Origin of the sequence: Streptomyces durocortorensis (assembly GCF_031760065.1) — a bacterium.
Classification (GTDB): domain Bacteria; phylum Actinomycetota; class Actinomycetes; order Streptomycetales; family Streptomycetaceae; genus Streptomyces.
Window position 1 is genome coordinate 4623912 of the sequence record NZ_CP134500.1, and the last position, 26970, is coordinate 4650881.

Here is a 26970-nt window from a genome sequence, read left to right on the forward strand (position 1 = left end):
TATATTGAGCGACACAACGGCTGTTCGCGCGTTACGCGAAATAAGCGCGTGTCGTTGGCAGCATGGGCCGCGTGACCCAAATGACGCAACGCAGTCCGAAGGCCCCGGCCGAGCGGAACCGCACCCTCGCCCTGGCTTCCGCCCTGGTGCGGGGCGCCGTCGCCGCGGGCCTCGGCCTCGGGTCGCTGACCGTGCTCGTCATGGTGATGTGGATCAGTTCCCCGTACCCGGACAGCGGACCCGGCGGGGCGCTGCGCGCCGGGGCCGGGGTCTGGTTGCTCGCGCACGGCGCCGGGCTCGTGCGGCCCGACACCCTGAACGGCGTGCCCGCCCCCGTCGGCGTGGTGCCGCTGCTGCTCGTGGCGGGCCCGGTCTGGCTGGCGCACCGGGCGGCGCGGGACGCGGCGGAGCCGGAGGAGGGGCGGGCGCGGCCCTCGCGGGCGGGGGCGTTCTGCGCGGTGACGGCGGGTTACCTCCTGGTCGTGGCGGGGGCGGCGGCCTATGCGCGGGCCGGTTCGCTGCGCGTCGAACCGGACACGCTGGCGTTCCCGGTGGCGTTCGTGGTGGCCGGTTCGGCGGTGGCCGGGGTGTGGACGGCGGCCGGGCGGCCGCTGGGTCCGCTGCCGTCCTGGTCGCCCCTGGTGCTTCAGGAGGCCGTCGCGCGGACGCTCTTCCGCAACCGGGCCGAGGCGGCGTGCCGGTCGGCCGCTGCGGGGGTGATGGTGCTGCTCGGCGGCGGGGCGCTGCTGGTCGCGGTGGCCCTCGGCCGGAACGCGATGGCGGCACAGGACGCGTTCCTGGCGCTCGCGGGCGACCGGCCGGGGCGGTTCGCCGTGTTCCTGCTGGCCGCCGCGCTCGTGCCGAACGCCGCGCTGTGGGGAGCGGCGTACGGGCTCGGGCCCGGCTTCTCGCTCGGTACGGGAGCCACCGCCACCCCGCTGGGCCTCGACGGCACCCCGGCGGTGCCCGGCTTCCCGCTGCTGGCGGCGGTGCCGGAACAGGGCCCGGGCTCCCTGCTGAGCGGGGCGGCCCTGGCGGTCCCGGTGGCGGCCGCGCTGGCCGTCGCCTGGTTCACCGTACGCGGGGCGGCCCCCGCCGAAGCCCCGCGCGACCGGGCCTGGACCCCGCGCGAGACGGTGCTGGTGACCCTGCTCGGCGCGCTGGGGTGCGGTGCCGGTACGGCGTTGCTCACAGCGGTCGCGGGCGGACCGCTCGGCACGGGGGTGCTCAGCGCGTTCGGGCCCGTGTGGTGGCTGACCGGTCCGGCGGCGCTGGTGTGGACGGCGGCCATCGGAGTACCGGCGGCCCTCCTGCTGCGGGCGTGGCGGCTGCGCACACCCGGGTGGGCCTGGCGCCGGGACGTACCGGAAGGGGACGCGGGGCGGGACCCGGAAGCGGATGCTCCGCCCACTCCCTCCGCTCCACCTGCGGCTGCGCTAGCCGCAGAGCAAGGTGCCGGGAAGAGGGCCGGGAAGAGCGGTCCCGGGGCGGAGGAAGGCGACGACGAGGAGGCCGTCGTCGTCATCGGCCGACCGCGCCGCTGGTGGGCGTCCTGGCGCAGGGGCAAAGGGACGGGGGACGAGGCCGTTCCGGCAGCTTCCTCCGTACAGGCCCCTGTACAGGCCCCTGTGCCGGCCCCCGGCGCGGCTCCCGGCGAGGCCCCCGAAGCGGCCTCCCGGGCGTCGGCGGCGTTCCAGCCCTACGACTTCCTGCCGACCGACCCCTGGCACGGGAACGAAGCCCGGCAGGCCCGGTGGGCCTCCCTCAAGCGGGACTCCGGCGGGCTGATGGCCGACTTCCCCGCGGGGGAGGCGGTGCGGAAGCCGACCACGACGGAGCCCGCCGGTCCGGCCAGTCCGGGCGGTCCGGAAGACCCGGCCGGTCCGGAAGACCCGGACTGGCCGGAAGGCCCGGGCGGCGCGGAAGGCCCGGAAGGAGCTACTCCTTGACGCCGAAGAACGGCTCCAGCGGCTTCGGCAGCTGATCGTTGCAGGACAGTGCGCCGGTCTTGGTCAGGGCGTCGTTCACGCACGTGTAGTAGTCGCGGTAGACGAGCTGCACGGTGAACGTCGTCAGCACGATGAGCAGGGCGAGCAGGGCCGTCACCAGTCCGCTGATCGCCGCCGTGGTCTGCTGCTTGCCGCTGACGCCCTGCGCGACCGTGGGCGCGGTCCCCGTGCCGCCCCCGGGAGCGGCCCCGGTCGTTCCCGTACCGCTGACGACGGCCGCGCGGTCCGCCGCGGAGGCGTCCTTCTTCGGCGGTGTGCGCAGCGCGCTGATCGCCCAGTAGACGGAGAGCGAGCCCAGAAGCAGGGCGATCTCCGGGAGGTCGAAGAGGGCGAAGAAGACGGCCCACATGCCGCCGAGCAGCGCGTAGCGGGCGCGCCGCTGCGCGGGGTCGGTGGGGTCCCAGCGCATTCCGCCGGGACCGCCGTCGGGTCCGCCCCTGCCCCCGGGGCCGCCGGAGCCGTTCCCGCCGGGGCGGCCGCCCCAGCCGCCGCTGCCCCGGCCGGGCTGCTTGCTGCTCCACTGGCTGCCCCACGCCGGCCGGTCGCCGGAGGAGCCGTCGCCGGAGCCGTCCCCTGATCCGTCGCCGGAGCCCTCGCCGCCGTTCCCGTTGCCCGGCCCGGAGGGGTGGCGCGGCTGCCAGGGCTGGTCCGGCCGGTCCGCGGGCGGCGCGGCGAACGGATTGTCGCGCTCCGGCTCGTCGGCCTCCGGCGAGGAGGACTGGCGTTCCCGCATCAGAAGGGCGGCCCGCTCGGGCAGCGGGAGGCGGAAGGCGGTGCGGCGGCGTCGGTCCGGCATGTGGTGAACGTCTTCCCCATCTCGTCATGTCCGCCCGGAGGACGGTTCGTCCGCCCGGAGGACCCGGTGGACGGTGAGCTGTCCCCTGACGCTACCTCCCGGTCACGCCCCCGTCCCGTGGGGGCCGTCGGGTGTGCCGGTATCGTTGCTGACGGTCGGCCCGTTCGTAGGGTTCCCCGTATCGGGCGAAGCGATTCTCTCGTACGACCCTACAAAGAGCATCCCCCGGTGCCGCCGCGCCTGTGTCACCACGTGGTCATCACGCGAGAAAGGGCCCCGACGTGGCCTCCCCGCCCCCCTCCTCCGTTCCCGCCCGGCTGGTCGTGCTGGTCTCCGGATCCGGTACGAATCTCCAGGCCCTGCTCGACGCCATCGGCGACGACCCGGCGGCGTACGGAGCGCAGATCGTCGCCGTCGGCGCGGACCGTGACGGGACCGGGGGGCTTGAGCGTGCCGCGCGGGCCGGCATCCCCACGTTCGTGTGCAAGCTCAAGGACCACGCGACCCGTGCCGAGTGGGACGAGGCGCTCGCCGCGCAGGTCGCCGCTCACCGCCCGGACCTCGTGGTCTCCGCGGGTTTCATGAAGATCGTCGGCCCGGCGTTCCTCGCCGCCTTCGGCGGCCGGACCGTCAACACCCACCCCGCCCTGCTGCCCAGCTTTCCCGGCGCGCACGGAGTGCGTGACGCACTCGCGTACGGCGTGAAGGTCACCGGCTGCACCGTCCACTTCGTCGACGACGGTGTCGACACCGGCCCGATCATCGCCCAGGGCGTGGTCGAGGTGACCGAAGAGGACACCCCGGAGGGCGAAGCCGCCCTCCACGAACGCATCAAGGAAGTCGAGCGCACGCTGCTCGTCGAGGCCGTGGGGCGGATCGCCCGTGACGGTCATCGCATTGAGGGACGAAAGGTTCATCTCGGTCATGTCGGTGAATAAGCCCATCCGCCGCGCCCTGGTCAGTGTCTACGACAAGACGGGGCTCGAAGACCTCGCCCGCGGTCTGCACGAGGCGGGCGTCGAGCTCGTCTCCACCGGCTCCACCGCCGGGAGGATCGCCGCCGCCGGGGTTCCGGTCACCAAGGTCGAGGAGCTCACCGGCTTCCCGGAGTGCCTGGACGGCCGCGTCAAGACGCTCCACCCCCGCGTCCACGCGGGCATCCTCGCGGACCTCCGCCTGGACGCCCACCGCGAGCAGCTCGCCGAGCTGGGAGTCGAGCCCTTCGACCTGGTGGTCGTGAACCTCTACCCGTTCAAGGCGACCGTCGCCTCGGGCGCCTCCGACGACGAGTGCGTCGAGCAGATCGACATCGGCGGCCCCTCCATGGTCCGCGCCGCCGCCAAGAACCACCCCTCGGTGGCCGTCGTCACCAGCCCGGAGCGGTACGCGGACGTCCTCGCGGCCGTCAAGGCGGGCGGCTTCGACCTGACCGCCCGCAAGCGGCTGGCCGCCGAGGCGTTCCAGCACACCGCCTCCTACGACGTGGCCGTCGCCTCCTGGTTCGCGGACGACTACGCGGCCGTCGGCGACTCGGGCCTCCCCGAGTTCCTCGGCGACACCTTCGCCCGCAAGAACGTCCTGCGCTACGGCGAGAACCCGCACCAGCCCGCCGCGCTCTACACCTCCGGCGAGGGCGGTCTCGCCGAGGCCGAGCAGCTGCACGGCAAGGAGATGTCCTACAACAACTACACGGACACCGACGCCGCCCGCCGCGCCGCCTACGACCACGCCGAGCCGTGCGTCGCGATCATCAAGCACGCCAACCCGTGCGGCATCGCCATCGCCGACGACATCGCCGAGGCGCACCGCAAGGCCCACGCCTGCGACCCGCTCTCCGCGTTCGGTGGCGTCATCGCCGTCAACCGGCCGGTGACCGTCGAGCTGGCCGAGCAGGTCGCGGAGATCTTCACCGAGGTCATCGTCGCCCCGGCGTACGAGGACGGCGCCGTCGAGGTGCTGGCCCGCAAGAAGAACATCCGGGTGCTGCGCGCCCCCGAGGCCCCGGCCGCCGCGTTCGAGGTCAAGCCGATCGACGGCGGCGCGCTGCTCCAGGTGACCGACCGCCTCCAGGCCGAGGGCGACGACCCGGCCAACTGGACGCTGGCCACCGGCGAGGCGCTCTCCGAGGCGGAGCTGAAGGAGCTGGCCTTCGCCTGGAAGGCGTGCCGCGCGGTCAAGTCCAACGCCATCCTCCTCGCCAGGGACGGCGCCTCGGTCGGCGTCGGCATGGGCCAGGTCAACCGCGTCGACTCCGCGAAGCTCGCCGTCGAGCGGGCGGGCGAGGAGCGGGCGGCCGGTGCCTACGCCGCCTCCGACGCGTTCTTCCCGTTCCCCGACGGCCTGGAGATCCTCACCGCCGCCGGTATCAAGGCCGTCGTCCAGCCCGGCGGCTCCGTCCGCGACGAGCTGGTGATCGAGGCCGCGCAGAAGGCGGGCGTCACCATGTACTTCACCGGGACGCGCCACTTCTTCCACTGACCGGCAGCTGTACGTTCCTGACCGGCACCTGTACGTTCCGTGGCCGCACCCGTCCGAAAGGGTGCGGCCACGGCCGTGTCCGACGTCCGGAATCCGCTCGCCGCTCTGTTCTAATGAACGGCCGTATCAAAGAACGGCCGTAGAAATCCCTAGCGGGGGCAGTCACCGTGCTTGAGCTGAACAAGAGTGGAACGGACCGGTCGGAGCCGGGCCGCCTGCCCGCGCAGGGCACCGGGCCGGACGCTCGCCCGGCGGACGGTTCCCCGGGCGCGGCCACCGGCGACGAACGCGTCCCGCTGCGCCCGTACCTGATCGCCGCCGCGATCCTGTGCGCGCTCTACTTCCTCTACTCGTACTTCCAGTACGCCCGCTTCGGCTCGCCCTCCTGGGACCTCGGGATCTTCGAGCAGGAGGTCAGGGCGTACGCGGCGTTCGAGGCCCCGGTCGTCGACATCAAGGGCCCCGGCTATCTGATCCTCGGAGACCACTTCTCCCCGATCGTGGCGCTGCTCGCCCCGCTCTACTGGATCTGGCCGTCGGCGACGGCCCTGCTCTTCGCCCAGGCCGCGCTGTTCGCGCTGGGGGCGGTCGTGGTCGGCCGCACCACCCAGCAGCTCCTCGGCGGCCGCTCCGGGCTGTGCGTCACCGTCGCGTACGGGCTGTCCTGGGGCATTCAGGAAGCGGTGAAGTCCGACTTCCACGAGATCACCTTCGCCGTGCCGCTGCTGGCCCTGGTCTGCCGGGCGCTGCTCCTGAAGCGGTGGACGGCCGCCCTGCTCTGGTCGCTGCCGCTCGTCCTGGTCAAGGAGGACCTCGGCGCGACCGTCGCGGTCGTCGGCTTCCTGCTCTTCGTGTACGGCCGCCGCCTCCAGGGTGCGCTGCTCGCCGCCTACGGCGTCGCGGCCTTCGTCGTCACCCTCGTCGTCCTCATCCCGGCGGCCAGCAGCGCGGGCACGTACGACTACTGGCAGAAGATCGACAAGAACGGGGAGCAGGACGTCTCGATGCTGGACTCCGTCCTCGGCGTCCTCAACTCCTCCGTCAAGATCGAGATGCTGGTCTTCCTGATCGGGATCACCGCGTTCATGGCGCTGCGCTCGCCGCTGACGCTGCTGATCATCCCCACGCTCGGCTGGCGGCTGCTCTCGCAGGACAGCAACCACTGGGGCATGGTCTGGCACTACAGCGCGATTCTCATGCCGGTGCTGTTCCTCGCGATGGCCGACGGCGTCCGCCGCAGCCGCGACTCGCACCGCCCCTGGCTCGCCTCGTACGCGAGGGTCGCCGTCCCCGTCGCCACCGCGATCGCCATCGCGATGACCCAGCACCTGCCGCTGCGCGACCTGCTGCGCCCGGAGACCTACCGCACCGACGACGCCCGCGCCCAGGCGGCCCGGGCGGCGCTGGACGCCATCCCGGCCGGCTCACGCGTCGAGACGGACATCACGCTGATGGCCCACCTCACCTCCGACCGCACCGTCTACTGGGTCGGCGGAGCCCCGGGCACCGCGCCCGACATCGTCGCCATCAACCTCGACTTCGGCTGGTCCCGGCCGATCCAGGACCCCGTGGCGTACGCCGAGCAGCTGCACCCCGAGGCGCGCTACCGCCTCAAGCACCGGGGCGGCAGCTTCGTGGTGATGGAGCGTACGACGCCGGAGCCGGCGGAGATCCCGGGCGTGCGCGGGGGCCGCTGAGCCCTCCGCGTACGCGCGAAGGCCGCCCCGATGTGCCGGGGCGGCCTTCGCGCGCACAGGGTGTGCGGGTGGGTCACTTGGACTTGACGACCACCGACGAGCAGACCTTGTCCGCGAACGTCTGCTTCTTCTCGTCCCACAGCGGCCACAGCCAGCCGATGTAGCAGGCGAGGCTGTCGAGGAAGTGGGCCAGGCGGCGCACGAAGGCCATGCCGAAGCCCAGCGGGCGGCCGTCGGCCTCGCGCAGCAGGCGGATGCCCACGGCCTTCTTGCCGACCGTCTGGCCGGTGGTGCCCTCCTGGTACAGCTGCCAGATGGCGACGCCGATGAGGCCGAGGAAGCCCACGATGGCGAGGATCGCGCCGAACGCATCGCCGACCGCACCGCCGATGACGACGAAGATGTACGGGACCATCAGGACGAGCCCGTCGATGATCAGCCCGCCGAACCGCAGACCCCAGTGGGCCAGCTCCGGCATGCCGCCGCCGTACCCGGGCTGCTGGCCGTAGGCCGGCGGCTGCTGCGGGTAGGCCCCGTACGGCTGGCCGGGCTGCTGCGGGTAACCGGGCTGCTGGGGGTAGCCGTAGCCCTGCGGCGGGACACCCTGGGGAGCCTGCTGCGGGTAGCCGTACCCGGGCTGGCCCTGCGGCGGCCCCTGGGGCGGCTGACCGGGCTGCTGCCCGTACGGGTTGTTCGGGTCGCCGAAGCTCATATGGGGTGTTTCCTTCAACAGACGTGTGGGGACGAGATGGCCACACGGAGGAAGGACGACGTTCAGCGGCCCGCCCCCCGTACAACCGCGGCCTTCATCGTTATAAGGGGGGCCCGCGTTTGTCCAGTCCGGAGCCCCAGACGTTGTGCAAGTGCAATCTCGTGTACGGGGGAGGCGCCGGCAATTGGTATGCGGGCGGGGTCATCCGCGAGGATGGGCCCATGACTGCCCAGATTCTCGACGGCAAGGCCACCGCTGCCGCGATCAAATCCGATCTGACCGTCCGTGTGGCGGCCCTCAAGGCGCAGGGCATCACCCCCGGCCTGGGAACCCTGCTCGTCGGGGACGACCCGGGCAGCCGGTGGTACGTCAACGGCAAGCACCGTGACTGCGCACAGGTCGGCATCGGCTCCATCCAGCGCGAACTCCCCGACACCGCCACCCAGGAGGAGATCGAGGACGTCGTACGGGAGCTCAACGCCAACCCCGAGTGCACCGGTTACATCGTCCAGCTGCCGCTGCCCAAGGGCATCGACACCAACCGGGTCCTGGAGCTGATGGACCCGGAGAAGGACGCCGACGGGCTGCACCCGATGAGCCTCGGCCGTCTCGTCCTCAACGAGACCGGCCCGCTGCCCTGCACCCCGCAGGGCGTCGTCCAGCTGCTGCGCGCCCACGGCGTGGAGATCAACGGGGCGCATGTCGTGGTCGTCGGACGCGGTGTCACCATCGGCCGGTCGATCCCACTGCTGCTGACCCGTAAGTCGGAGAACGCCACGGTGACCCAGTGCCACACCGGCACCCGGGACCTCTCCTCCCACCTGCGTCAGGCAGACATCATCGTCGCCGCCGCGGGCGTCCAGCACCTGATCAAGCCCGAGGACGTGAAGCCGGGGGCCGCGGTCCTCGACGTCGGCGTCAGCCGGGACGCGGACGGCAAGATCGTCGGCGATGTGCACCCGGGGGTCCGCGAGGTGGCCGCCTGGGTCGCCCCGAACCCCGGCGGTGTCGGCCCGATGACCCGCGCGCAGCTGCTGGTCAACGTGGTCGAGGCGGCCGAGCGGCTCGCCGCCGAGGCCGCCGACGCCGCCGCCGCGGGCTGACGGCCGGACGGCGGAGGGAACCCCATGGGTGCTGGTACGAGTCCGGCCGAGCCGGACGGGTCGAGCGAGTCGGGCGGTGAGGGCGCGGTGGCCGGGGCCGGGGCCGGTGCTGTGGCCGGGCCCGGGACCGGGAGCGCCCCCCGGCGCCGGTCGCGGCGGTTCCCGAAGTTCACCCGGGACACCGCGCGCCCCGAGGGCGGCGGCCGGGCGGCGTCCGGCGACGCGCCCGCACCGGCCCGGCAGTGGCCGCTGCTCACCGTGCTCTGCGCGGCGGGCGCGGGGCTGCTGATCGTGGCCCTGGACCCGTTCGACCAGGCGTTCCGCATCGGCACCATCCTGATCGGCGGTGCGCTGATCGCCGGTGCCGTGCTGCGCTGGGTGGTGCCGTCGGTCGGCATGCTGGCGGTACGTTCCCGGTTCACCGACCTGGTGACCTACGGGCTGATGGGCACCCTGATCGTGCTGCTCGCGCTGGTCGCGCAGCCGAAACCGTGGCTGGACGTGCCGATCCTGGAGGACGCCGTCCGCTTCACGGTCCGCTGAGGGCTGCCCCGCGATCCCGCCCGTGGTGACCGTCCCTTCCCCCGTAGAAGGGACGGGCACCCCGGATCGGAGTGACCAGGGCAACAAGCCCTGGTATGGGGCGGAATGAGCATCCTTGCCCCGTCCTGCTCCAAGCGTCATGGACACGAAGAGCCGCTTCAAGGGTTCCCTGGGGCCTGTGGCACGGAAGTGACCATTCCGGCACGGTGTGATCGTCGCGCAACGATGGCAGACTGGCCCGGCGCACAGAGCAGCACGGAGCAGACAGAGCAGTGATCGGGGCAGTGATCGGGGCGCGCGAAGATGCGTACCCCGTCCCGAATGCTCCCGTGCGCCCCCTCGTCAGGAACTGACACCCTGGCTTCGCGCATCCTCGTGGGTAGTTCGGCGGGGTTGCGTGGGTCGGGGGGACCGGCCGCAGCGGGGCACAGCAAGCACGTCCGGGGGACATGAGGGGGGAAAGCGATGCCTCGTTGGAAGGCACTGCCCGAAGAGCTCGATCCGCAGATCAGGGAGTTCGCCAGCCAACTGCGCAGGCTCGTCGACCGCAGCGGGCTCAACATCAACGCGGTGGCCGACCGCACGGGCTACAGCAAGACGTCCTGGGAGCGGTACCTCAACGGGCGGCTCCTCGCCCCGCGCGGGGCCGTCGTCGCTCTCGCCGAGGTGACGGGCACCCCGCAGCACCACCTCACGACCATGTGGGAGCTGGCCGAGCGCGCGTGGAGCCGGGCCGAGATGCGCCACGACATGACGATGGAGGCCATCCGGATCACCCAGGCCCGTGCGGCGCTCGGTGAGTTGGGCGCGACCGGCCCCGACGCTCCGGCGGGCGGCCGGTCCGGCCGTTCCGCCTCGGGCGGCCGTCACAGCGCGGCCGGCTCCGGCGGCGCCCGGGTCCCGGCCGCGGCGGGCGCGGACGCCCCGCCGCGCGACGCCTACGACAGCGAAGCCCACAGGGGCGATCCCCACGGCCGCGACGCCTACGGGACCGGCCGCGACAGCACGCGCCCGCCCTCCGTGCCCGCCCAGCGCGGTGCCGCACCGCACGTCCCCCAGCAGCACCAGGGCGGGCAGCGACCGGAGCGGTACGCCGGAGAGGGCGCCGGACGGAGCGTCGGCAAGGGCTCCGGAACGAGCGCCGGCGGGAAGGCGCCCGGCGGCCGCCGCAAGGGGGCCATGCTCGCCGTCGGGGCCGTCGGCGCCCTGATCGTCGCGGTCGGCGCGGTGCTGCTCGCGCCGGGCGGCGACGACCCGGCCAAGGCCACCCCGCCCCCGTCGGCCGCCCCCACCACGGCCGCCCCCGAACTGCCCGTAGGCGTCGAGTGCAGCGGCACCGACTGCGCCGGGCAGGACCCGGAGGAGATGGGCTGCGGCGGCGATTTCGCCCGTACGGTGTCGAGCGCCGTGGTCGGCGGCAGCAAGGTCGAGGTCCGCTACAGCGAGGTCTGCTCCGCCGCCTGGGCCCGGCTCTCCGAGGCGGCGATCGGCGACACCGTACGGATCACCGCGGGCAAGGGCGCGCAGGACGGCGAGGTCATGGGGGACACGAAGGCGTACACCCCGATGGTCGCGGTGAAGAAGGCGAGCGACGCGAACGCCTGCGCGACGCTCACCTCCGGCACGAAGGGCTGCACCGACCCGGACGAGTGACGCCGGGGCCGGGGGCACGGCAGGTGACCGGTTGTGCGCGGTGCAACAGGGGGCCGGGCGGTCCCCCCTGCCCGGGTCCGATAGCCTGACCGCTGGATATCTCTTCACGTCAAGATTGGTCGGCGCGCGGAGACGTCCAGCACCAGGGTCCGGCACCAGGGGCCGGGACCCCCACCGCCAGCTGTCTAACGGAGACCGCCATGACCCGCACTCCCGTGAATGTCACCGTGACCGGCGCAGCCGGCCAGATCGGCTACGCGCTGCTCTTCCGCATCGCCTCCGGCCACCTGCTCGGCCCGGACGTGCCGGTCAACCTGCGCCTCCTGGAGATCCCGCAGGGCCTCAAGGCCGCCGAGGGCACCGCGATGGAGCTCGACGACTGCGCCTTCCCGCTGCTGCGCGGCATCGAGATCACCGACGACCCGAACGTCGGCTTCGCCGGTGCGAACGTCGCCCTGCTCGTCGGCGCCCGCCCGCGCACCAAGGGCATGGAGCGCGGTGACCTGCTCGCCGCCAACGGCGGCATCTTCAAGCCGCAGGGCAAGGCCATCAACGACAACGCCGCGGACGACATCAAGGTCCTCGTCGTCGGCAACCCGGCCAACACCAACGCGCTCATCGCGCAGGCCGCCGCCCCGGACGTACCGGCGGAGCGCTTCACCGCGATGACCCGTCTGGACCACAACCGCGCGATCTCGCAGCTGGCCGCCAGGACCGGTGCCGCCGTCTCCGACATCAAGAAGCTGACGATCTGGGGCAACCACTCGGCCACCCAGTACCCGGACATCTTCCACGCGGAGATCGCGGGCAAGAACGCCGCCGAGGTCGTCAACGACGAGGCGTGGCTGGCCGACACCTTCATCCCGACCGTCGCCAAGCGCGGCGCCGCGATCATCGAGGCCCGTGGCGCGTCCTCCGCCGCCTCCGCCGCCAACGCCGCCATCGACCACGTGCACACCTGGGTCAACGGCACCGCCGAGGGCGACTGGACCTCGATGGGCATCCCGTCGGACGGCTCCTACGGCGTCCCCGAGGGCATCATCTCCTCCTTCCCGGTCACCACGAAGGACGGGAAGTACGAGATCGTCCAGGGCCTGGACATCAACGAGTTCTCCCGTGCGCGCATCGACGCGTCGGTCAAGGAGCTCACCGAGGAGCGCGACGCGGTCCGCGAGCTCGGCCTGATCTGAGGTCCCTGCCCGCACCACGCCGGCGGCCCCCGGCAGCGCACCCGCTGCCGGGGGCCGTCGGCGTCCTCACCGCAGCCGCTGTGCCGCCTCGCGTACCGCTGCCGCCGCGAGCCGCTGGAGGGCGGGGCCGAACGTGACCCGGGACGCGCCGAGTTCGCCCAGCCGGCGCACAGCGGCCGGGGAGTCCGGCGTGCCGATGGCGTTCAGCGGTACGGGGACGGCGGCGGCCAGCCGGGGCAGGTCATCGGGCGGGGCGGCGATCGGGTAGACGCAGTCGGCGCCCGCCGCCGCGTACCGCAGGGCCCGGCCGGTCGCGGCCGACGCCCGGTCCGTACCGGAAGGCGCCGCGTGGAGGTGGACGTCCACGCGGGCGTTCAGGAAGAGCCGGTCGCCCGCCGCCGCGCGGAAGCGGGCCAGCCGGTCGGCCTGGCGGTCCGGGTCCAGCAGGACGCCGTCCACGGAGTCCTCCAGGTTGCAGCCGACGGCCCCCGCCGCCAGCAGCCGGTCCACCAGCTCCTCCGGCTCCAGCCCGTAACCGGCCTCGATGTCCGCCGAGACGGGGACGGAGACCGCGCGGACGATCCGGGTCACGGCGGCGAACATCTCGTCCGCCGGGGTCCGCCCGTCCTCGTGGCCCAGCGAGGCGGCGACGCCCGCGCTCGGGATCGCCAGCGCCGGGAACCCGGCCTCTTCCAGGGCCCGCGCGCTCGCCGCGTCCCACGGTCCCGGCAGGACCAGCGGATCGTCGGGGGCGCGGCCGTGGTGCAGCGCGCGGAACACGGCGGCCGGGTCGGCCATGGGGGTCTCCTCCTGGCTGTGGGCCTGGCTATGGGCGTGGGGCCGTCAGTGCTTGAAGTCGCCCGGCGTGTAGTGGCCCGGTGCGAGCCGTCCGGTGACGCCGAAGCGGTTCCAGGCGTTGATCACCGTGATGGCCGCGACCAGCTGGGCCAGTTCCGTCTCCTCGAAGTGCTCGGCCGCCTCCGCGTACACCTCGTCCGGGACGAAGCCGTCGGTGAGGATGGTGACCGCCTCGGTCAGGGCGAGCGCCGCCAGCTCCTTCCCGGTGTAGAAGTGCCGCGACTCCTGCCAGGCGCTGAGCTGGACGATCCGCTCGACCGACTCGCCCGCGGCGAGCGCGTCCTTCGTGTGCATGTCCAGGCAGAACGCGCACCGGTTGAGCTGCGAGGCCCGGATCTTCACCAGCTCGACCAGGACGGGGTCCAGACCCTTCCGGGCCGCGATGTCGAGCCGGACCATCGCCTTGTAGACATCGGGGAGCAGCTCGGAGACGGAGAGGCGCGCCGGGTGCTCGGCCGCCCGGTCGGCGGGGGCGGCGGCGGGGGCGGGGTGGTGTGCGTGCGGTGTGGTGGTCATGGGGACGACGCTACGGGTCCGATGGCTCGGCGGTATGGTCCATTCCCATGACCGATTCCTGGGCCAGTTTCGGTGCAGACCTGCATCTGGAGCCGGTCGGCACGGGTTTGCGCAGCGGGCTGATGGAGGCGCTGCGGGAAGCGGTGCGCAGCGGGCGGCTGGCCCCCGGAACCCGGCTGCCGTCCTCCCGGGCGCTCGCCGCCGACCTGGGCATCGCCCGTAACACGGTCGCCGACGCCTACGGCGAACTGGTCGCCGAGGGCTGGCTCACCGCCCGCCAGGGCTCCGGCACCCGGGTCGCCCAGCGGTCCGCCCCGCGCCGGACGCGGCCCCCGGCGGCCCCCGCCCGGCCGGTGCGGTCCGGGCCCGCGTACACCCTGAAGCCAGGCTTTCCCGACGTGTCCGCCTTCCCGCGCACCGCCTGGCTCCGGGCCGCCCGCAAGGCGCTCACCGCCGCACCCGACGAGGCCTTCGGCTACGGCGATCCACGCGGGCGAGTCGAACTGCGCACGGCCCTGGCGGAGTACCTGGCGCGGGCGCGCGGGGTGCACGCCGACCCGGAGCGCATCGTGATCTGTTCCGGTTTCGTGCACGGGCTGGCGCTCCTGGGCCGGGTGCTGCGGCAGCGCCGGGTCCGGGAGGTCGCCGTCGAGTCCTACGGCCTCGGCTTCCATACGAACCTCCTCACCGATGCCGGGCTGCGCACCCCGTGCCTGCCGCTGGACGAACGCGGCTCCCGGACCGAGGAGCTGGCCGCGATGCGGGCCACGGGGGCGGTGCTCCTGACCCCGGCGCACCAGTTCCCCACCGGCGTACCCCTGCATCCGGACCGGCGGGCCGCAGCCGTCGACTGGGCCCGGGCCACCGGCGGGCTGATCCTGGAGGACGACTACGACGGGGAGTTCAGGTACGACCGGCAGCCGGTGGGCGCCCTCCAGGGCCTCGATCCGGAGCGGGTCGTCCATCTCGGCACCGCCAGCAAGTCGCTGGCCCCGGGGCTGCGCCTGGGCTGGATGGTGCTGCCCCGGAGCCTGGTGGGGGAGGTGGTGGCGGCGAAGGGTGTGTCCGAGTGGATGTCCGGCTCGCCCGACCAGCTGACGCTCGCGGAGTTCATCGCCTCGGGGGCGTACGACCGGCATGTGCGTTCCATGCGGCTGCGCTACCGCCGCCGTCGCGACCAGCTCGTCGCGGCGCTCGCGGAGCGCGCGCCGGGCATCGAGGTCAGCGGGATCGCGGCCGGACTGCACGCGGTCCTCGAACTCCCGGCGGGCGCCGAGCGTTCGGTGATCCAGGCGGCAGCCTTCCAGGGCCTGGCGCTGGAGGGCCTCGCGCGCTACCGCCACCCGGACGCCCCGGCCACCCGCGACGCCCTGGTGATCGGCTACGGCTCGCCGTCGGAGAGCGCCTGGGCGGGCACCCTGGACGCGCTGTGCCGGGTGCTGCCCTGAGGGCTGTCGTCCCGTCATCCCTGGCGGGTGCACGACGACAGGCACGGCACCTCGCCGCATTGCCGGAACGCCGGAATGCGTCCCGTACGCGGGCGCTCCTCCGCCGTGCGATGCGCCGCATCCGACGCCGCCCGCTGATCCACCAGGGATGACGGGACAGCCCTCAGCGGCCGCTGCCCGGCGGCGGTACGGTCGCGGGCGCGGTGACCGCGAGCGAGGCGGGACGGGCGGCTGCCCGCGCGGCGACCTCCTGGAGGACGGACGCCGTCCCGAAACAGACCGCCGCCCCGAGCGCACAGATCACCCCGAAGGGCGCAAAGGGAATCTACCGGGCGGAGGTTGACGCTCCGGCGCCTCCTTGTTCCGAACCGGCCACCTGTCGAACTAGTCTGACAAGAGATCCGGCGCCCGGAAGGAAGCAGAAGGAAGCAGAGGGAAGAGGAAGGGCCGGATTCGATCACGTACCACGGGGGAGAACAGAACATGTCCAAGCGGAGGTTGAGGTCGAGTACGGTCGTGCTCGGCGGAATGGGGCTGCTCGCCCTGACGATCTCGTCCTGCGGATCGGAGCCGGACCGGCGGTGCGCCGACCGGATGACCCGTGAAACCCTGCCCAGCTACGAGTGCCGTGGCAGCGGCGGCGGTTCGGGAGGCAGCGGCGGTTCCGGTGGCGGCACCGGCCGCGGCTCGTACTACTACGGCGGCGACAGCTCGGACGGCAAAGTACAGGGCGGCAGTTTCGACAAGTCCGCGGTCGACCGCGGCGGCTTCGGCTGCGCCCGGTCCGGCGGAGGCTGACCGCCATGGAACGCCGCACCACGCAGCCGCGCCCCGGCTGGCAGGAGACCGTCGAGTCCCAGGGCGTCGTCTATCCGCTGACCCGCTACCCGGACGACTCGCTGCGCCCCTACTGGGACGAGAGCGCCTACTACGTCTTCTCGCTGCCCGAGGTCGAGGCCCTGGAGGAGACCGTCGAGGAGCTGCACGCGATGTGCCTGGCCGCCGCCGCGCACATCGTCGAGCAAGGCCGCTTCGCCGACCTCGGCATCACCGACCCGCGCCTCGCCTCCCTGGTCGCCGAGTCCTGGCGCCGCCGCGCCGAACTGCCCTCGGTCTACGGGCGGTTCGACCTGCGCTACGACGGGAGCGGCCCGGCGAAGATGCTGGAGTACAACGCCGACACCCCGACCTCGCTGGTGGAGGCGGCGAGCGCGCAGTGGTTCTGGATGGAGGACCGCTTCCCCGGTGCCGACCAGTGGAACTCCCTGCACGAGCGGCTGGTCGACGCCTGGAAGCGGCAGGCGCCCCTGCTGCCGCCGGGTCCGCTGCACTTCGCGCACTCGGACGGCGACGAGGCGGGCGAGGACCTGATGACGGTCGCGTATCTGCGCGAGACCGCCCAGCAGGCCGGGATCGACACCGAGGCGCTGTCCGTCGAGGAGATCGGCTGGGACCGGCTGTCGGGCCGGTTCGTCGACGACCGGCTGCGCTTCATCCGCAGCTGCTTCAAGCTCTACCCGTGGGAGTGGCTGGCCACGGACCGCTTCGGGCCGCAGGTGCTGGACACCCTCGACAACGGCGGCGGCAGCGGTACCACCTGCTGGATCGAGCCCGCCTGGAAGATGCTGCTCTCCAACAAGGCGCTGCTGGCGATCCTGTGGGAGCTCTACCCCGGCCATCCCAACCTGCTGCCCGCCTATCTCGACGGACCCCGCGAGCTGGCCGGGCCCGGCGGGGCCGGATACGTCTCCAAACCGCTGCTCGGCCGGGAGGGCGCAGGCGTCGACCTGCACGGCCCCGGCTCGCCGCCCGTCCCGCGCGACGAGCCGTGCTGCTACCAGGAGCTGGCCCCGCTGCCCGACATCGACGGCAATCGGGTGGTGCTCGGCGCGTGGATCGTCGAGGACGAGGCGGCGGGGCTAGGCATCCGGGAGTCGTCGGGGCCGGTCACGGACGAGTACGCCCGCTTCCTGCCCCACGTCCTACTCTGAGGTCCTGAAGCTCCGCGACGCACGAGGGACCGGCTCAGGCGCTCAGCACCGTACGCAGCTTGTCCAGGCCCCAGTCCAGATCCTCCTTGCTGATCACCAGCGGCGGGGCGATCCGGACCGTGGAGCCGTGGGTGTCCTTCACCAGCACCCCCTGCTCCATCAGCCTCTCGGAGATCTCCCGGCCGGTGCCCAGCGCGGGCGCGATGTCGACGCCCGCCCACAGGCCCCGGCCGCGCACCGCCTCCACCGCGCCGCCGCCGACGAGCAGCCCCAACTCGCGGTGGAGGTGGTCGCCCAGCTCGGCGGCCCGCTGCTGGTACTCACCGGTCCGCAGCATCGCGATCACCTCCAGCGCCACCGCGCACGCCAGCGGGTTCCCGCCGAACGTGGAGCCGTGCTCGCCGGGCCTGAAGACCCCGAGCACATCCGCCGAGGAGACGACCGCGGAGACCGGCACCACTCCGCCTCCCAGCGCCTTTCCCAGCACGTACATGTCCGGCACCACGCCCTCGTGCTCCAGCGCGAACGTCTTCCCGGTCCGGCCCAGGCCCGACTGGATCTCGTCCGCGACGAACAGCACGTTCCGCTCGCGGGTCAGCTCCCGCACTCCGGGCAGATAGCCGGCCGGCGGCACCAGCACCCCCGCCTCGCCCTGGATCGGCTCGATCAGCACCGCCACGGTGTTCTCCGTCATCGCCTCCCGCATCGCGGTGAGATCCCCGTACGGAACGATCTCGAACCCCGGTGTGTACGGGCCGAAGTCGGCCCGGGCCGCCGGGTCCGTGGAGAAGCTGACGATCGTCGTCGTGCGGCCGTGGAAGTTGTCCGAGGCCACGATGACCTTCGCCATCCCGTCCGGCACGCCCTTGACCCGGTAGCCCCACTTGCGGGCGGTCTTGACCGCCGTCTCCACGGCCTCCGCCCCGGTGTTCATCGGCAGCACCATCTCCATCCCGCACAGCTCGGCCAGCCGCGTGCAGAACTCGGCGAACCGGTCGTGGTGGAACGCCCGGGAGGTCAGCGTCACCCGGTCCAGCTGGGCTTTGGCCGCGTCGATGAGCCGACGGTTGCCATGGCCGAAATTGAGCGCCGAATACCCGGCCAGGAGGTCCAGATACCGGCGGCCCTCGACATCGGTCATCCACGCACCGTCCGCCGAGGCGACGACGACCGGCAACGGGTGGTAGTTGTGCGCGCTGTGCGCCTCGGCGGAGGCGATGGCGGTTTCCGTGGTCGACACGGGATCTCCGTTCGTCGTGCGGCGTGGGCGCAGGGTGGTGCCCACTTTGTATCGTCGGTCGGATCCCGCGCCGGGAAACCTTCGCCGCCCGGCGCGCCCGCCGTCGCGCGCCCGGCGGCCGGAATGTGCCGTTCGTCTCAGCTGTGCGCTCCTGTGCCCCGGGATCGTGCGGGGACGCGCCCGGTATGCCCCGCACCGGCTGCCGGAGATGGCCCGGGCACCTGAGACAATGGGGCCATGGCCTCTGATCGCCCCTCGCTCCCCGCCGACCAGCCGCAGACGGGCCGCACCGGTGCGGCCGCCCGTCCGCGCGTGCTCTCCGGGATCCAGCCCACCGCAGGCTCGTTCCACCTCGGCAACTACCTGGGCGCGGTGCGCCAGTGGGTGGCGTTGCAGGAGTCCCACGACGCGTTCTACATGGTCGTGGACCTGCACGCGATCACAGTGCCGCAGGACCCCGCCGAGCTGCGGGCCAACACCCGCCTCGCCGTGGCGCAGCTGCTCGCCGCAGGACTGGACCCGGAGCGCTGCACGCTCTTCGTCCAGAGCCATGTACCCGAGCACGCCCAGCTCGGCTGGGTGATGAACTGCCTCACCGGCTTCGGCGAGGCCTCCCGGATGACGCAGTTCAAGGACAAGTCCGCCAAGCAGGGCGCCGACCGCGCGACCGTCGGCCTGTTCACCTACCCGGTGCTCCAGGTCGCGGACATCCTGCTCTACCAGGCGAACCAGGTCCCGGTGGGCGAGGACCAGCGCCAGCACATCGAGCTGACCCGCGACCTCGCGGAGCGGTTCAACGGCCGGTTCGGGCAGACGTTCACCATCCCGGCGCCGTACATCCTCAAGGAGACGGCGAAGATCTTCGACCTCCAGGACCCGGCGGTCAAGATGAGCAAGTCGGCCTCCACGCCGAAGGGCCTCATCAACCTCCTCGACGACCCGAAGGCCACGGCCAAGAAGGTCAAGAGCGCCGTCACCGACACCGACACGGTGATCCGCTTCGACGCCGAGAAGAAACCGGGTGTCAGCAACCTCCTCACGATCCTCTCCACCCTCTCCGGCAGCCCCGTCGAGGATCTGGAACGGGCGTACGAGGGCAAGGGCTACGGCGCGCTGAAGACCGACCTGGCCGAGGCCATGGTGGAATTCGTCACCCCCTTCCGGGCCCGCACCCAGGAATATCTGGACGACCCGGAGACGCTGGACTCCATCCTGGCCAAGGGAGCGGAGAAGGCCAGGGCCGTCGCCGCCGAGACCCTGGCGCAGACGTACGACCGGATGGGCTTCCTGCCCGCGAAGCACTGAGCCCAAGGGCCCTGGCGAGATCACGGCCGCAGGGGTCACACTTGCGGCGACAGGACGCGCGGGGCGGACACCCGGCCCGCGCGGCATGACCGAGAATCGACCATCGACGGTGGAGGAGAACGACGTGGGGACCGTAACGCTCGGCGTTTCGATCGCGGTCCCGGAGCCCTACGGCAGCCTGCTCCAGGAGCGCCGCGCGAGCTTCGGGGACCCTGCCGCCTTCGGCATTCCCACCCACGTCACCCTGCTCCCGCCGACCGAGGCACAGGCCGCGGACCTCCCGGCGATCGAGGCCCACCTCGACCGGATCGCCACGGCCGGCCGCCCGTTCCCGATGCGGCTCTCCGGCACCGGCACCTTCCGCCCGCTGTCGCCGGTCGTCTTCGTCCAGGTCGTCGAGGGCGCCTCGGCCTGCTCCTGGCTCCAGAAGCGGGTCCGGGACGCCTCCGGGCCACTGGTGCGCGAGCTCCAGTTCCCGTACCACCCGCATGTCACCGTCGCCCACGGCATCGCCGAGGAGGCGATGGACCGGGCCTACGAGGAGCTCGCCGCCTACGAGGCGTCCTGGACCTGCGGCTCCTTCGCGCTGTACGAGCAGGGCCAGGACGCCGTGTGGCGCAAGATCAGGGACTTCCCGTTCGGCGCCGGGGGCGGCACGCCCGCCGTCCCCGCCCAGGGCGGCTATGTGGTCGACACGCCGTCCGCCGCGTCCCTGCGCCCCTGACCGACTCAGCCGTACGGCCCCGGGTCAGACCGGCAGCCGCCGGAACAGCGGCCGCGGGACGTGCCGCAGCGCTGTCATCACCACCCGGAGCGACCCGGGCACCCAGACCGTCTCCGAACGCCTCCGCAGCCCCGTGACGATCGCCCGCGCCACCTCCTCCGGGCCGGTGGCGAGCGGCTGCTCGGGCCGCCCCGCCGTGGCCCGCGTCCGGACGAAGCCGGGGCGGACCACCATCACATGCACCCCGGTGCCCTGGAGCGCGTCGCCCAGCCCCTGCGCGAACGCGTCCAGGCCCGCCTTGCTCGACCCGTAGATGAAGTCCGCGCGCCGGGCACGCTCTCCGGCCACCGACGACAGCACCACCAGCGAACCGTGGCCCTGCGCCTGGAGTGCGCCGGCGCACACCAGTCCGGCGGAGACCGCCCCCGTGTAGTTGGTCTGGGCGACCCGGACCGCCGCCATCGGCCGCTCCTCGTCGCGCGCCTGGTCGCCGAGGACCCCGAACGCCATCAGCACCACGTCGATGTCCCCCTCCGCGAACACCTTGCCGAGGACCACCTCGTGCGAGGCGGGGTCCAGTGCGTCGAAGCCGACGGTACGGACGTCCGCCCCGCGTCCGCGCAGTTCGGCGGCGGCCGCGTCCAGTGCGGGGGAGGGGCGCCCGGCCAGCCACACCCGCCGGGTCCGCAGGGCGATCAGGCGGCGGGCGGTGGCCAGGGCGATCTCGGAGGTGCCGCCGAGGACGAGCAGGGACTGCGGGGCACCGAAGGCATCCTTCACGGAACACTCCTGTTCAAGAGGGGCGGGGGCAGGGTGCAGAGAGCGAGGGGTGGTCGTCCCAAGAGCGGGCAGGGAGCAGAGGACCAGGGGCGGACGTCGAGCGGTCGGCGGTCACAGCCCGAGTCGGCGCGACAGGTCGGAGCGGAACGCCCCCGTCGGGTCCAGCGCCTCCCGCAGCTCCCGGAACTCCGCCAGCCGCGGGTACATCGCGGCCGCGGTCTCCGGCCGCACCCGGGAATCGGCCGCCAGGCAGACCCGGCCCCCGGCGGCCGCCACCTCCTCGTCGAGCCCGTCCAGGAGGCGGGCGAGCGAGGGCAGGGCGGCGGGCAGATCGAGGGCGAGCGTCCAGCCGGGCGCGGGGAACGACAACAGGCCCGGGTCCGCCGGCCCGAACCGCTGGAGCACCGCCCGCAGCGCGGGGGCCCGGTGCGCCGCAATCCGGCGCACCACCCGGTGCAGGGTCTCCTCCTGCCCATACCCGACCACGAACCGGTAGCGCACCAGGCCGCCCCGGGCGTGCAGCCGGTTGACGCCCGGGAGTGCGTCCAGGGCGTGGAAGAAGGCCGGGACCGGCCGCGGCTCCCCGGTCCGCGCGCGGGGCGCACTTCGGTAGCGGACCTCGTTGTAGAGGGCGGCGGAGGCGCGGCCGAGCGGTCCGTCGGGCAGCGACAGCAGACCGGCGGCGGCCGGGAGCCCTCGGCCCCCTGCCGTGCCCGTGCGCGGGGCACGCAGAATGCGCCGGTCGTGCGCCGGGCGCACATGCTGGGGTGCGTGCTCCCCTCGGGTGATGATTCCGCGCCCCGTCGCCCGGCCCCGGGCCAGCAGATCGACCCAGGCGGAGGCGTACGGCAGCCGGTCGCCGCCCGCCGTGAAGCGGGCCAGCAGGTCGTCCAGGTCGTCGGCGCGCTCGGTGGAGACGGACATCAGCGAAGAGGCGACACGCCGGAGGCGGAGCGTGGCCGAGAGGATCACCCCGGTCAGCCCGAGGCCCCCGGCGGTCGCGTCGAAGAGGGCGGTGCCCGGCAGCACCGTACGCACCTCGCCGTCGGCGGTGAGCAGCTCCAGGGCACTGACGTGCCGGGCGAAGGAACCGGCCTCCCGGTGGTTGCGGCCGTGCACGTCGGAGCCGAACGCCCCGCCCACCGTGACCCTGCCGGTCTCCGGCAGCACCGGCGGGAACCAGCCGAGCGGCAGCAGCACCCGCAGCAGCCGGTCCAGGCGCACCCCCGCCTCGCAGCGCACGGTCCCGGCGACCGGGTCGACCGCGCCGATCCGGGCCAGGCCCGTCATGTCGAGCACCGAACCGCCCGCGTTCTGCGCCGCGTCGCCGGGCGCCCGGCCGAGCCCGCGCGCGATGGCGCCCCGGGGGCCCCGGCCGCGGACGACGGTCGCCGCCTCCTCGTAGGTACGCGGGCGGAACCGCACGGCGGTCGTCGGGGCGGTGCGGCCCCAGCCGGTCAAGGACACCGTGTCGACGGACATGGGGGTGACCGTATCGTCCGGTAAACCCCATTCGAGGCATTGGTGAATTCGCTCACCGGAACGGGTGATGCTCACCGGAACGGGTGATGGAGGGAGTGTCACCCCCACGTGCCGGGGAACTCCCCCACCCGTCGGGAAGAGTCCGGGGCGGGCCGCTGGTGTTCCGGGCCCAGGAGGGTACGCGGTAGGTCATGGACTGGCTCAAGAAACTCCCGGTCATCGGGCCCCTGGTCACCCGGCTGATGGAGACGCACGCGTGGCGTTCCTACGAGACGCTGGACCGGGTCCACTGGGCCAGGCTGGCGGCGGCGATCACCTTCATCAGCTTTCTGGCCCTCTTCCCGCTGATCGCGGTCGGCGCGGCGATCGCCGCCGCGCTGCTGAGCGACAAGCAGCTCGCCACCATCAAGGACAAGCTCGCCGAGCAGGTGCCCGGCATCTCCGACCAGCTGGGCATCGACGGTCTGGTCGCCAACGCGGGCACGGTCGGTCTGGTGGCCGGTGCGCTGCTGCTGTTCACCGGTGTCGGCTGGGTCGGCTCGATGCGGGAGTGCCTGCGTGCGGTCTGGGAGCTGGACGACGTCCAGGAGGCCAACCCGGTCGTCGCCAAGCTGAAGGACACGGTGCTGCTGGTCGGCCTCGGCGGCGCGGCGCTCGCCACCCTGGCGGTCTCCACGGTCGGCTCGACGGCCGTCGGCTGGACCGCCGACCAGCTCGGCATCTCCGGGGGAGGGGCGGGCGGCGTGCTGCTCCGGGTGGCGGCCCTGGCGGTCGCGGTCGTCGCCGACTTCCTGCTGATGCTCTACCTGCTGACGCTGCTGCCCGGGGTCCAGCCGCCCCGGCGGCGGCTGGTGGTCGCGGCGCTGCTCGGCGCGGTCGGCTTCGAACTGCTCAAGCTGTTGCTCGGCAGCTATATGAAGGGCGTCGCGGGCAAGAGCATGTACGGCGCGTTCGGCGTCCCGATCGCGCTGCTCCTGTGGATCAGCTTCACCGCCAAGCTGCTGCTGTTCTGTGCCGCCTGGACGGCGACCGGCAGCAAGGGCGGGGGCGAGGGGGAGGGCGAGAGGGAGGGCGAGACCGAGGGCGAGAGAGAGGGCGAGACCGAGGCCGAGGGCCATCGCGAGGAGCCGGAGCCCGGAGGCTCGACCCGGGCGGCCTGAGGGACGGCCCGGCCGGGCCGTCCCACACGGGGCGGCCCGGCCCGGGCGTCAGCGGCGGGGCAGCCGCAGCGGCCAGCGCCGGTTGACCAGGAACACCCCGCCCGCCAGGACCACCAGCACTCCGCCGACGACCGCCAGGGCGATCCCGACGCCGCTGGAGCCGCCGGCCGCCGACGCGTGCGCGGCCTCCGCCTGGCCCCCGGAGCCCTGGTCCGCCCCGGCGGCGGGCTGCGCGCCCTTGCCGCCGGTCGTGGTCCCGCTCCCGGTGTCGATGGACTTCGGGGGCACGAGCTCGCCGACCGGGGTCACCTTGCCGCTCGCGGCGAAGCCCCAGTCGAGCAGCTTCGCGGCCTCCTTGTAGACGGCGTGGCTCTCCTCCTGCGACGGGTTCATGACCGTCACCAGGAGCACCCTGCCATTGCGCTCGGCGATGCCGGTGAAGGTGTTGCCCGCGTGGGTGGTGTAGCCGTTCTTGACGCCCGCGATGCCCTTGTACGGGTCCACGCCGATGCCCCCGGTGATCAGCCGGTTGGTGTTCTGGATCTCGAAGGTCTCGCGCTTCTTCCCCTTCTTCTTCTCGCCGGGGAAGTCGGCCGACGCCGTCGCCGCGTACTCGCGGAAGTCCTTCTTCTGCATCCCGCTGCGGGCGATCAGGGTCAGGTCGTAGGCGCTGGAGACCTGGCCGGGCGCGTCGTACCCGTCCGGTGAGACCACCTTGGTGTCCAGCGCCTGGAGCTCCTCGGCGTGCTTCTGCATGGCGGACACCGCCTGGGGCATGCCGCCGTACATCTGCGCCAGCACGTGCACGGCGTCGTTGCCCGAGCGCAGGAAGACACCCAGCCACAGGTCGTGGACCGTGTAGGTGTGGTCCTCCTTGATCCCGACGAGGCTGCTGCCCTCACCCACCGCCGCCAGGTCACTGTCCGTCACCTTGTGGGTCAGGGTGGTGGGCTGGAGCGCCGGAAGGAGCGTGTCGGCGAACAGCATCTTCATCGTGGAGGCGGGCGGCAGCCGCCAGTGGGCGTTGTGCGCCGCCAGCACATCCCCCTTCTCCGCGTCCGCCACGATCCACGACCGGCCGGTCAGCCCCTTGGGCAGCACCGGCGCACCCGGGCCCAGGGCGACCTGGGTACCGGGCTTGCCGAGCCGCTCGCCGCCGAGGCTCGACATCGTGGCCGGCGGCTTGGGCTGCTTGTCGTCACTCTTGTCCTTGTCGGCCGCCGAGGCGGGACTGAGGACCAAACCGGACAGCAAAATGGCGGAGGTGACCGTCAGGGCGATCTTTTTCAGAGCAGGCACGGTCGGAAACGTACAGGGCGAAGATGTGGATGCGGACCCGGAGCGGCTGACCCGCCGCAGGGACCGCCGGGACGGCCGTGTCCGGACACCACCCCGGGCGAGGGTGCCGGAGGGCGGCGGCGATACTGGACCCATGAAGCTCAGCCGCCCCGTCTCCTGGTTCCTGCTCGTGTTCGGGGTGTGGAGCTGGTTCATCTGGATCACTTTCGTCAAGAACCTGTGGCAGGACGGCAGCGGGCTCGCCTTCGACGACGCGGGCGAACCGACCGGGTACTTCTGGGTGCACCTGCTGCTCGCCATCACGTCCTTTCTTCTGGGGACGGTGGTCGGCGCGATCGGGTTGCGTGGTGTCCGGGCATTGCGCGACGAGCGCGCTGACGAGGACGAGAAGGCGTAGGTAGGCACGGATGGCAGCAGTGGTGTTCGCGCTCGTGGCGCTCGTGGTGCTGGCGCTGCTCGCCGCCGTGCACCGCTATGTGTGGCGCCGCTTCGTCGGCGACACGACCGTCCCCGGCAGCACGATGCGCAAGGCGGGCACGGCCGCCGCGTTCGTGCTGCCGCTGCTGAGTGTCGGAGCCATGACCTCCGGCCGGATCGGCGCGCCCTTCTGGCTCCAGCAGGTGCTGGCCTGGCCGGGCTTCCTGTGGCTGGCCTGCCTGCTGTACCTGACGCTGGCGCTGTTCGTGGGCGAGCTCGTGCGTCCGGTGCTCCTGAGGGTCCTCGCGCGGCGCGACAAGGCGGCGGCGCAGCCGGTCACCGAGCGTCCGGCACCCGAAATCGGAACATCTTCCGGAACCACTGCCGAGGTCCCGGGTGAGACCCGCCCCCGTACGGAAGAGCTCGTTCCGGTCGCCTCCGCCGGCGCCCCCACCTCGTCGGAAGCCTCCGTACGTACGACCCCGGAGGCCGCACCGGAACCGGAGACCACACCGGAACCGGAAGCCAAACCGGAATCGGGACCGGAGCGCCCGGCGGCCCCCGCCCCGGCCCCCGGCCCCTCCCGCCGTCTCTTCGTCTCGCGGGTCGTCGGCGGCGCGGCGGCCGCCGCCGGGCTCGCCACCGTCGGGTACGGGACCCACAACGTGCTGCGCGGGCCGAGCGTCAAGCGGGTCTCCGTGCCGCTGGCCAAACTGCCCCGCGCCGCCCACGGCTTCCGCATCGCCGTGGTCAGCGACATCCACATCGGCCCGATCCTCGGCCGCGCCCACACCCGTCGCATCGTCGACACGATCAACGCGACCTCGCCCGATCTGGTCGCCGTCGTCGGGGACCTCGTCGACGGGTCCGTGGCGGACCTGGGCTCCGCCGCCGAACCGCTGTCCGCCCTGCGGGCCCGGCACGGCAGCTACTTCGTCACCGGCAACCACGAGTACTTCTCCGGCGCCGAGCAGTGGGTCGACCACGTCCGCGAACTGGGGCTGATCCCGCTGGAGAACGCCCGCGTCGAGATCGACGGCTTCGATCTCGCCGGGGTCAACGACGTGGCGGGCGAGACCGAGGGCCAGGGCCCCGACTTCGTCCGTGCGCTGGGCGACCGGGACCGCGCCCGGGCCGCCGTCCTCCTCGCCCACCAGCCGGTCGTCATCCACGACGCCGTCGAGCACGGCGTCGACCTCCAGCTCTCCGGCCACACCCACGGCGGCCAGCTCTGGCCCGGCAGCTACCTCGCCGAGCTGGCCAACCCCACCGTCGCCGGGCTCGAACGCTACGGGGACACCCAGCTCTTCGTCTCGCGCGGCGCGGGCGCCTGGGGGCCGCCGGTCCGGGTCGGCGCCCCGGCCGACATCACCGTCGTGGAGCTCGCTTCCCGCCAGGCGTAGACCGGACGCGCTCAGACACGTTGCGGGTGCGATCTCCCGTTCGACGTCCGGATGTCCGACGTCATGAAATCCGCACCGCAGCGTCACCGTCAGCGACGAAGAACCGCAGGTGGGAGGCGGGAAACGGCCTTTTCGGACAGGGTGCGTCGCAGGTGTCCAACAAAAG

Annotated in this window: 25 protein-coding genes; 16 read left to right on the forward strand and 9 right to left on the reverse strand. The window is 73.0% G+C overall.

All coding sequences use genetic code 11. The annotated features are described in order from the left end of the window. Positions 1-80 precede the first annotated feature (80 nt). Positions 81-1949 (forward strand): cell division protein PerM, encoded by a 1869-nt coding sequence (locus tag RI138_RS20695; protein WP_311122955.1) that lies wholly within the window; start codon positions 81-83, stop codon positions 1947-1949. Here the strand turns inward: RI138_RS20695 and RI138_RS20700 are convergent. Next, positions 1939-2805 (reverse strand): hypothetical protein, encoded by an 867-nt coding sequence (locus RI138_RS20700; protein WP_311121114.1) that lies wholly within the window; start codon positions 2803-2805, stop codon positions 1939-1941. The two genes, RI138_RS20695 and RI138_RS20700, sit on opposite strands and share 11 nt — an antisense overlap. A 281-nt stretch (positions 2806-3086) precedes the next feature. Here RI138_RS20700 and purN point away from each other — a divergent pair, with 281 nt between their 5' ends. The 3 genes from purN (at position 3087) to RI138_RS20715 (ending at position 6980) form a co-directional block, all read left to right on the forward strand. Then, positions 3087-3743, forward strand: coding sequence for a phosphoribosylglycinamide formyltransferase (gene purN / locus RI138_RS20705; RefSeq protein WP_096632784.1), 657 nt, complete (start codon positions 3087-3089; stop codon positions 3741-3743). After that, entirely contained in the window at positions 3730-5283 is a 1554-nt protein-coding gene (purH, locus tag RI138_RS20710; protein ID WP_311121115.1) for a bifunctional phosphoribosylaminoimidazolecarboxamide formyltransferase/IMP cyclohydrolase, read from the forward strand. The genes purN and purH overlap by 14 nt, the downstream gene beginning before the upstream one ends. 167 nt (positions 5284-5450) lie before the next feature. Continuing rightward, positions 5451-6980, forward strand: a complete 1530-nt coding sequence (locus tag RI138_RS20715) for a DUF2079 domain-containing protein (protein WP_311121116.1) — start codon at positions 5451-5453, stop codon at positions 6978-6980. A 73-nt stretch (positions 6981-7053) separates the two neighbouring features. Here the strand turns inward: RI138_RS20715 and RI138_RS20720 are convergent, their stop codons facing one another. Further along, positions 7054-7692 carry an RDD family protein gene (locus RI138_RS20720; protein ID WP_311121117.1) on the reverse strand — a complete coding sequence of 213 codons (639 nt, stop codon included), beginning with the start codon at positions 7690-7692 and terminating at the stop codon, positions 7054-7056. Between the two features lie 221 nt (positions 7693-7913). Between RI138_RS20720 and RI138_RS20725 the strand changes: the two genes are divergently transcribed. From RI138_RS20725 to RI138_RS20740, 4 genes are all read left to right on the forward strand, one after another. Then, positions 7914-8795, forward strand: a complete 882-nt coding sequence (locus RI138_RS20725; protein ID WP_096633118.1) for a bifunctional methylenetetrahydrofolate dehydrogenase/methenyltetrahydrofolate cyclohydrolase — start codon at positions 7914-7916, stop codon at positions 8793-8795. A gap of 24 nt (positions 8796-8819) precedes the next feature. Further along, positions 8820-9338, forward strand: a complete 519-nt coding sequence (locus RI138_RS20730; RefSeq protein ID WP_311121118.1) for a DUF3017 domain-containing protein — start codon at positions 8820-8822, stop codon at positions 9336-9338. A 465-nt stretch (positions 9339-9803) separates the two neighbouring features. Then, complete coding sequence (locus RI138_RS20735) at positions 9804-10991, forward strand: XRE family transcriptional regulator (RefSeq protein ID WP_311121119.1); 1188 nt, start codon at positions 9804-9806, stop codon at positions 10989-10991. Positions 10992-11191: 200 nt separating this feature from the next. Further along, the gene (locus RI138_RS20740; protein ID WP_096623434.1) at positions 11192-12181 is read left to right on the forward strand and encodes a malate dehydrogenase; all 990 of its coding nucleotides are present in this window, start codon (positions 11192-11194) and stop codon (positions 12179-12181) included. Positions 12182-12247: 66 nt separating this feature from the next. On the opposite strand, the gene RI138_RS20745 is transcribed toward RI138_RS20740, so the two are convergent. Together RI138_RS20745 and RI138_RS20750 are read right to left on the reverse strand one after the other, a co-directional pair. Then, complete coding sequence (locus RI138_RS20745; protein WP_311121120.1) at positions 12248-12979, reverse strand: isocitrate lyase/PEP mutase family protein; 732 nt, start codon at positions 12977-12979, stop codon at positions 12248-12250. A gap of 45 nt (positions 12980-13024) precedes the next feature. Further along, positions 13025-13555 carry a carboxymuconolactone decarboxylase family protein gene (locus tag RI138_RS20750; RefSeq protein ID WP_311121121.1) on the reverse strand — a complete coding sequence of 177 codons (531 nt, stop codon included), beginning with the start codon at positions 13553-13555 and terminating at the stop codon, positions 13025-13027. Between the two features lie 47 nt (positions 13556-13602). On the opposite strand from RI138_RS20750, the gene pdxR reads away from it, so the two are divergent. Continuing rightward, on the forward strand, positions 13603-15003 hold the full coding sequence (pdxR, locus tag RI138_RS20755; protein ID WP_311121122.1) for a MocR-like pyridoxine biosynthesis transcription factor PdxR: 1401 nt from the start codon (positions 13603-13605) through the stop codon (positions 15001-15003). Positions 15004-15166: 163 nt separating this feature from the next. Here pdxR and RI138_RS20760 read toward each other — a convergent pair whose 3' ends face one another. Then, positions 15167-15307: a hypothetical protein gene (locus tag RI138_RS20760; protein WP_311121123.1), complete on the reverse strand. Its 141-nt coding sequence runs from the start codon at positions 15305-15307 to the stop codon at positions 15167-15169. 179 nt (positions 15308-15486) lie between these two features. Here RI138_RS20760 and RI138_RS20765 point away from each other — a divergent pair, with 179 nt between their 5' ends. Together RI138_RS20765 and RI138_RS20770 are read left to right on the forward strand one after the other, a co-directional pair. Continuing rightward, on the forward strand, positions 15487-15801 hold the full coding sequence (locus tag RI138_RS20765) for a hypothetical protein (RefSeq protein WP_096623442.1): 315 nt from the start codon (positions 15487-15489) through the stop codon (positions 15799-15801). Positions 15802-15806: 5 nt separating this feature from the next. Further along, positions 15807-16994, forward strand: a complete 1188-nt coding sequence (locus RI138_RS20770; protein WP_311121124.1) for a glutathionylspermidine synthase family protein — start codon at positions 15807-15809, stop codon at positions 16992-16994. A gap of 34 nt (positions 16995-17028) precedes the next feature. On the opposite strand, the gene rocD is transcribed toward RI138_RS20770, so the two are convergent. After that, positions 17029-18234 carry an ornithine--oxo-acid transaminase gene (rocD, locus tag RI138_RS20775; RefSeq protein WP_311121125.1) on the reverse strand — a complete coding sequence of 402 codons (1206 nt, stop codon included), beginning with the start codon at positions 18232-18234 and terminating at the stop codon, positions 17029-17031. Between the two features lie 312 nt (positions 18235-18546). Here rocD and trpS point away from each other — a divergent pair, with 312 nt between their 5' ends. Then, on the forward strand, positions 18547-19539 hold the full coding sequence (gene trpS, locus RI138_RS20780) for a tryptophan--tRNA ligase (protein ID WP_096623694.1): 993 nt from the start codon (positions 18547-18549) through the stop codon (positions 19537-19539). A 124-nt stretch (positions 19540-19663) separates the two neighbouring features. After that, positions 19664-20263 carry a 2'-5' RNA ligase family protein gene (locus RI138_RS20785; RefSeq protein ID WP_311121126.1) on the forward strand — a complete coding sequence of 200 codons (600 nt, stop codon included), beginning with the start codon at positions 19664-19666 and terminating at the stop codon, positions 20261-20263. A 24-nt stretch (positions 20264-20287) separates the two neighbouring features. Here the strand turns inward: RI138_RS20785 and RI138_RS20790 are convergent, their stop codons facing one another. Together RI138_RS20790 and RI138_RS20795 are read right to left on the reverse strand one after the other, a co-directional pair. Next, entirely contained in the window at positions 20288-21043 is a 756-nt protein-coding gene (locus tag RI138_RS20790; protein WP_311121127.1) for a decaprenylphospho-beta-D-erythro-pentofuranosid-2-ulose 2-reductase, read from the reverse strand. Positions 21044-21154: 111 nt separating this feature from the next. Next, complete coding sequence (locus RI138_RS20795; RefSeq protein ID WP_311121128.1) at positions 21155-22525, reverse strand: FAD-binding oxidoreductase; 1371 nt, start codon at positions 22523-22525, stop codon at positions 21155-21157. Between the two features lie 191 nt (positions 22526-22716). Between RI138_RS20795 and RI138_RS20800 the strand changes: the two genes are divergently transcribed. Continuing rightward, positions 22717-23685: a YihY/virulence factor BrkB family protein gene (locus tag RI138_RS20800; RefSeq protein ID WP_311121129.1), complete on the forward strand. Its 969-nt coding sequence runs from the start codon at positions 22717-22719 to the stop codon at positions 23683-23685. 48 nt (positions 23686-23733) lie between these two features. On the opposite strand, the gene RI138_RS20805 is transcribed toward RI138_RS20800, so the two are convergent. Next, positions 23734-24984 carry a D-alanyl-D-alanine carboxypeptidase family protein gene (locus RI138_RS20805; RefSeq protein ID WP_311121130.1) on the reverse strand — a complete coding sequence of 417 codons (1251 nt, stop codon included), beginning with the start codon at positions 24982-24984 and terminating at the stop codon, positions 23734-23736. Between the two features lie 133 nt (positions 24985-25117). On the opposite strand from RI138_RS20805, the gene RI138_RS20810 reads away from it, so the two are divergent. Continuing rightward, complete coding sequence (locus tag RI138_RS20810) at positions 25118-25381, forward strand: SCO4848 family membrane protein (RefSeq protein ID WP_311121131.1); 264 nt, start codon at positions 25118-25120, stop codon at positions 25379-25381. Between the two features lie 19 nt (positions 25382-25400). After that, positions 25401-26804: a metallophosphoesterase gene (locus tag RI138_RS20815; RefSeq protein WP_311122956.1), complete on the forward strand. Its 1404-nt coding sequence runs from the start codon at positions 25401-25403 to the stop codon at positions 26802-26804. Positions 26805-26970 lie beyond the last annotated feature (166 nt).

Bases quoted from the DNA above. Each gene is read 5' to 3' on its own strand.
- pdxR (WP_311121122.1), top strand. From the start codon at position 13,603: ATGACCGATTCCTGGGCCAGTTTCGGTGCAGACCTGCATCTGGAGCCG.
- RI138_RS20765 (WP_096623442.1), top strand. From the start codon at position 15,487: ATGTCCAAGCGGAGGTTGAGGTCGAGTACGGTCGTGCTCGGCGGAATG.
- RI138_RS20730 (WP_311121118.1), top strand. From the start codon at position 8,820: ATGGGTGCTGGTACGAGTCCGGCCGAGCCGGACGGGTCGAGCGAGTCG.
- RI138_RS20695 (WP_311122955.1), top strand. From the start codon at position 81: ATGACGCAACGCAGTCCGAAGGCCCCGGCCGAGCGGAACCGCACCCTC.
- RI138_RS20770 (WP_311121124.1), top strand. From the start codon at position 15,807: ATGGAACGCCGCACCACGCAGCCGCGCCCCGGCTGGCAGGAGACCGTC.
- RI138_RS20735 (WP_311121119.1), top strand. From the start codon at position 9,804: ATGCCTCGTTGGAAGGCACTGCCCGAAGAGCTCGATCCGCAGATCAGG.
- RI138_RS20725 (WP_096633118.1), top strand. From the start codon at position 7,914: ATGACTGCCCAGATTCTCGACGGCAAGGCCACCGCTGCCGCGATCAAA.
- RI138_RS20700 (WP_311121114.1), bottom strand. From the start codon at position 2,805: ATGCCGGACCGACGCCGCCGCACCGCCTTCCGCCTCCCGCTGCCCGAG.
- RI138_RS20810 (WP_311121131.1), top strand. From the start codon at position 25,118: ATGAAGCTCAGCCGCCCCGTCTCCTGGTTCCTGCTCGTGTTCGGGGTG.
- RI138_RS20740 (WP_096623434.1), top strand. From the start codon at position 11,192: ATGACCCGCACTCCCGTGAATGTCACCGTGACCGGCGCAGCCGGCCAG.
- RI138_RS20750 (WP_311121121.1), bottom strand. From the start codon at position 13,555: ATGACCACCACACCGCACGCACACCACCCCGCCCCCGCCGCCGCCCCC.
- RI138_RS20720 (WP_311121117.1), bottom strand. From the start codon at position 7,692: ATGAGCTTCGGCGACCCGAACAACCCGTACGGGCAGCAGCCCGGTCAG.
- purH (WP_311121115.1), top strand. From the start codon at position 3,730: ATGTCGGTGAATAAGCCCATCCGCCGCGCCCTGGTCAGTGTCTACGAC.
- RI138_RS20745 (WP_311121120.1), bottom strand. From the start codon at position 12,979: ATGGCCGACCCGGCCGCCGTGTTCCGCGCGCTGCACCACGGCCGCGCC.
- RI138_RS20800 (WP_311121129.1), top strand. From the start codon at position 22,717: ATGGACTGGCTCAAGAAACTCCCGGTCATCGGGCCCCTGGTCACCCGG.
- RI138_RS20795 (WP_311121128.1), bottom strand. From the start codon at position 22,525: ATGTCCGTCGACACGGTGTCCTTGACCGGCTGGGGCCGCACCGCCCCG.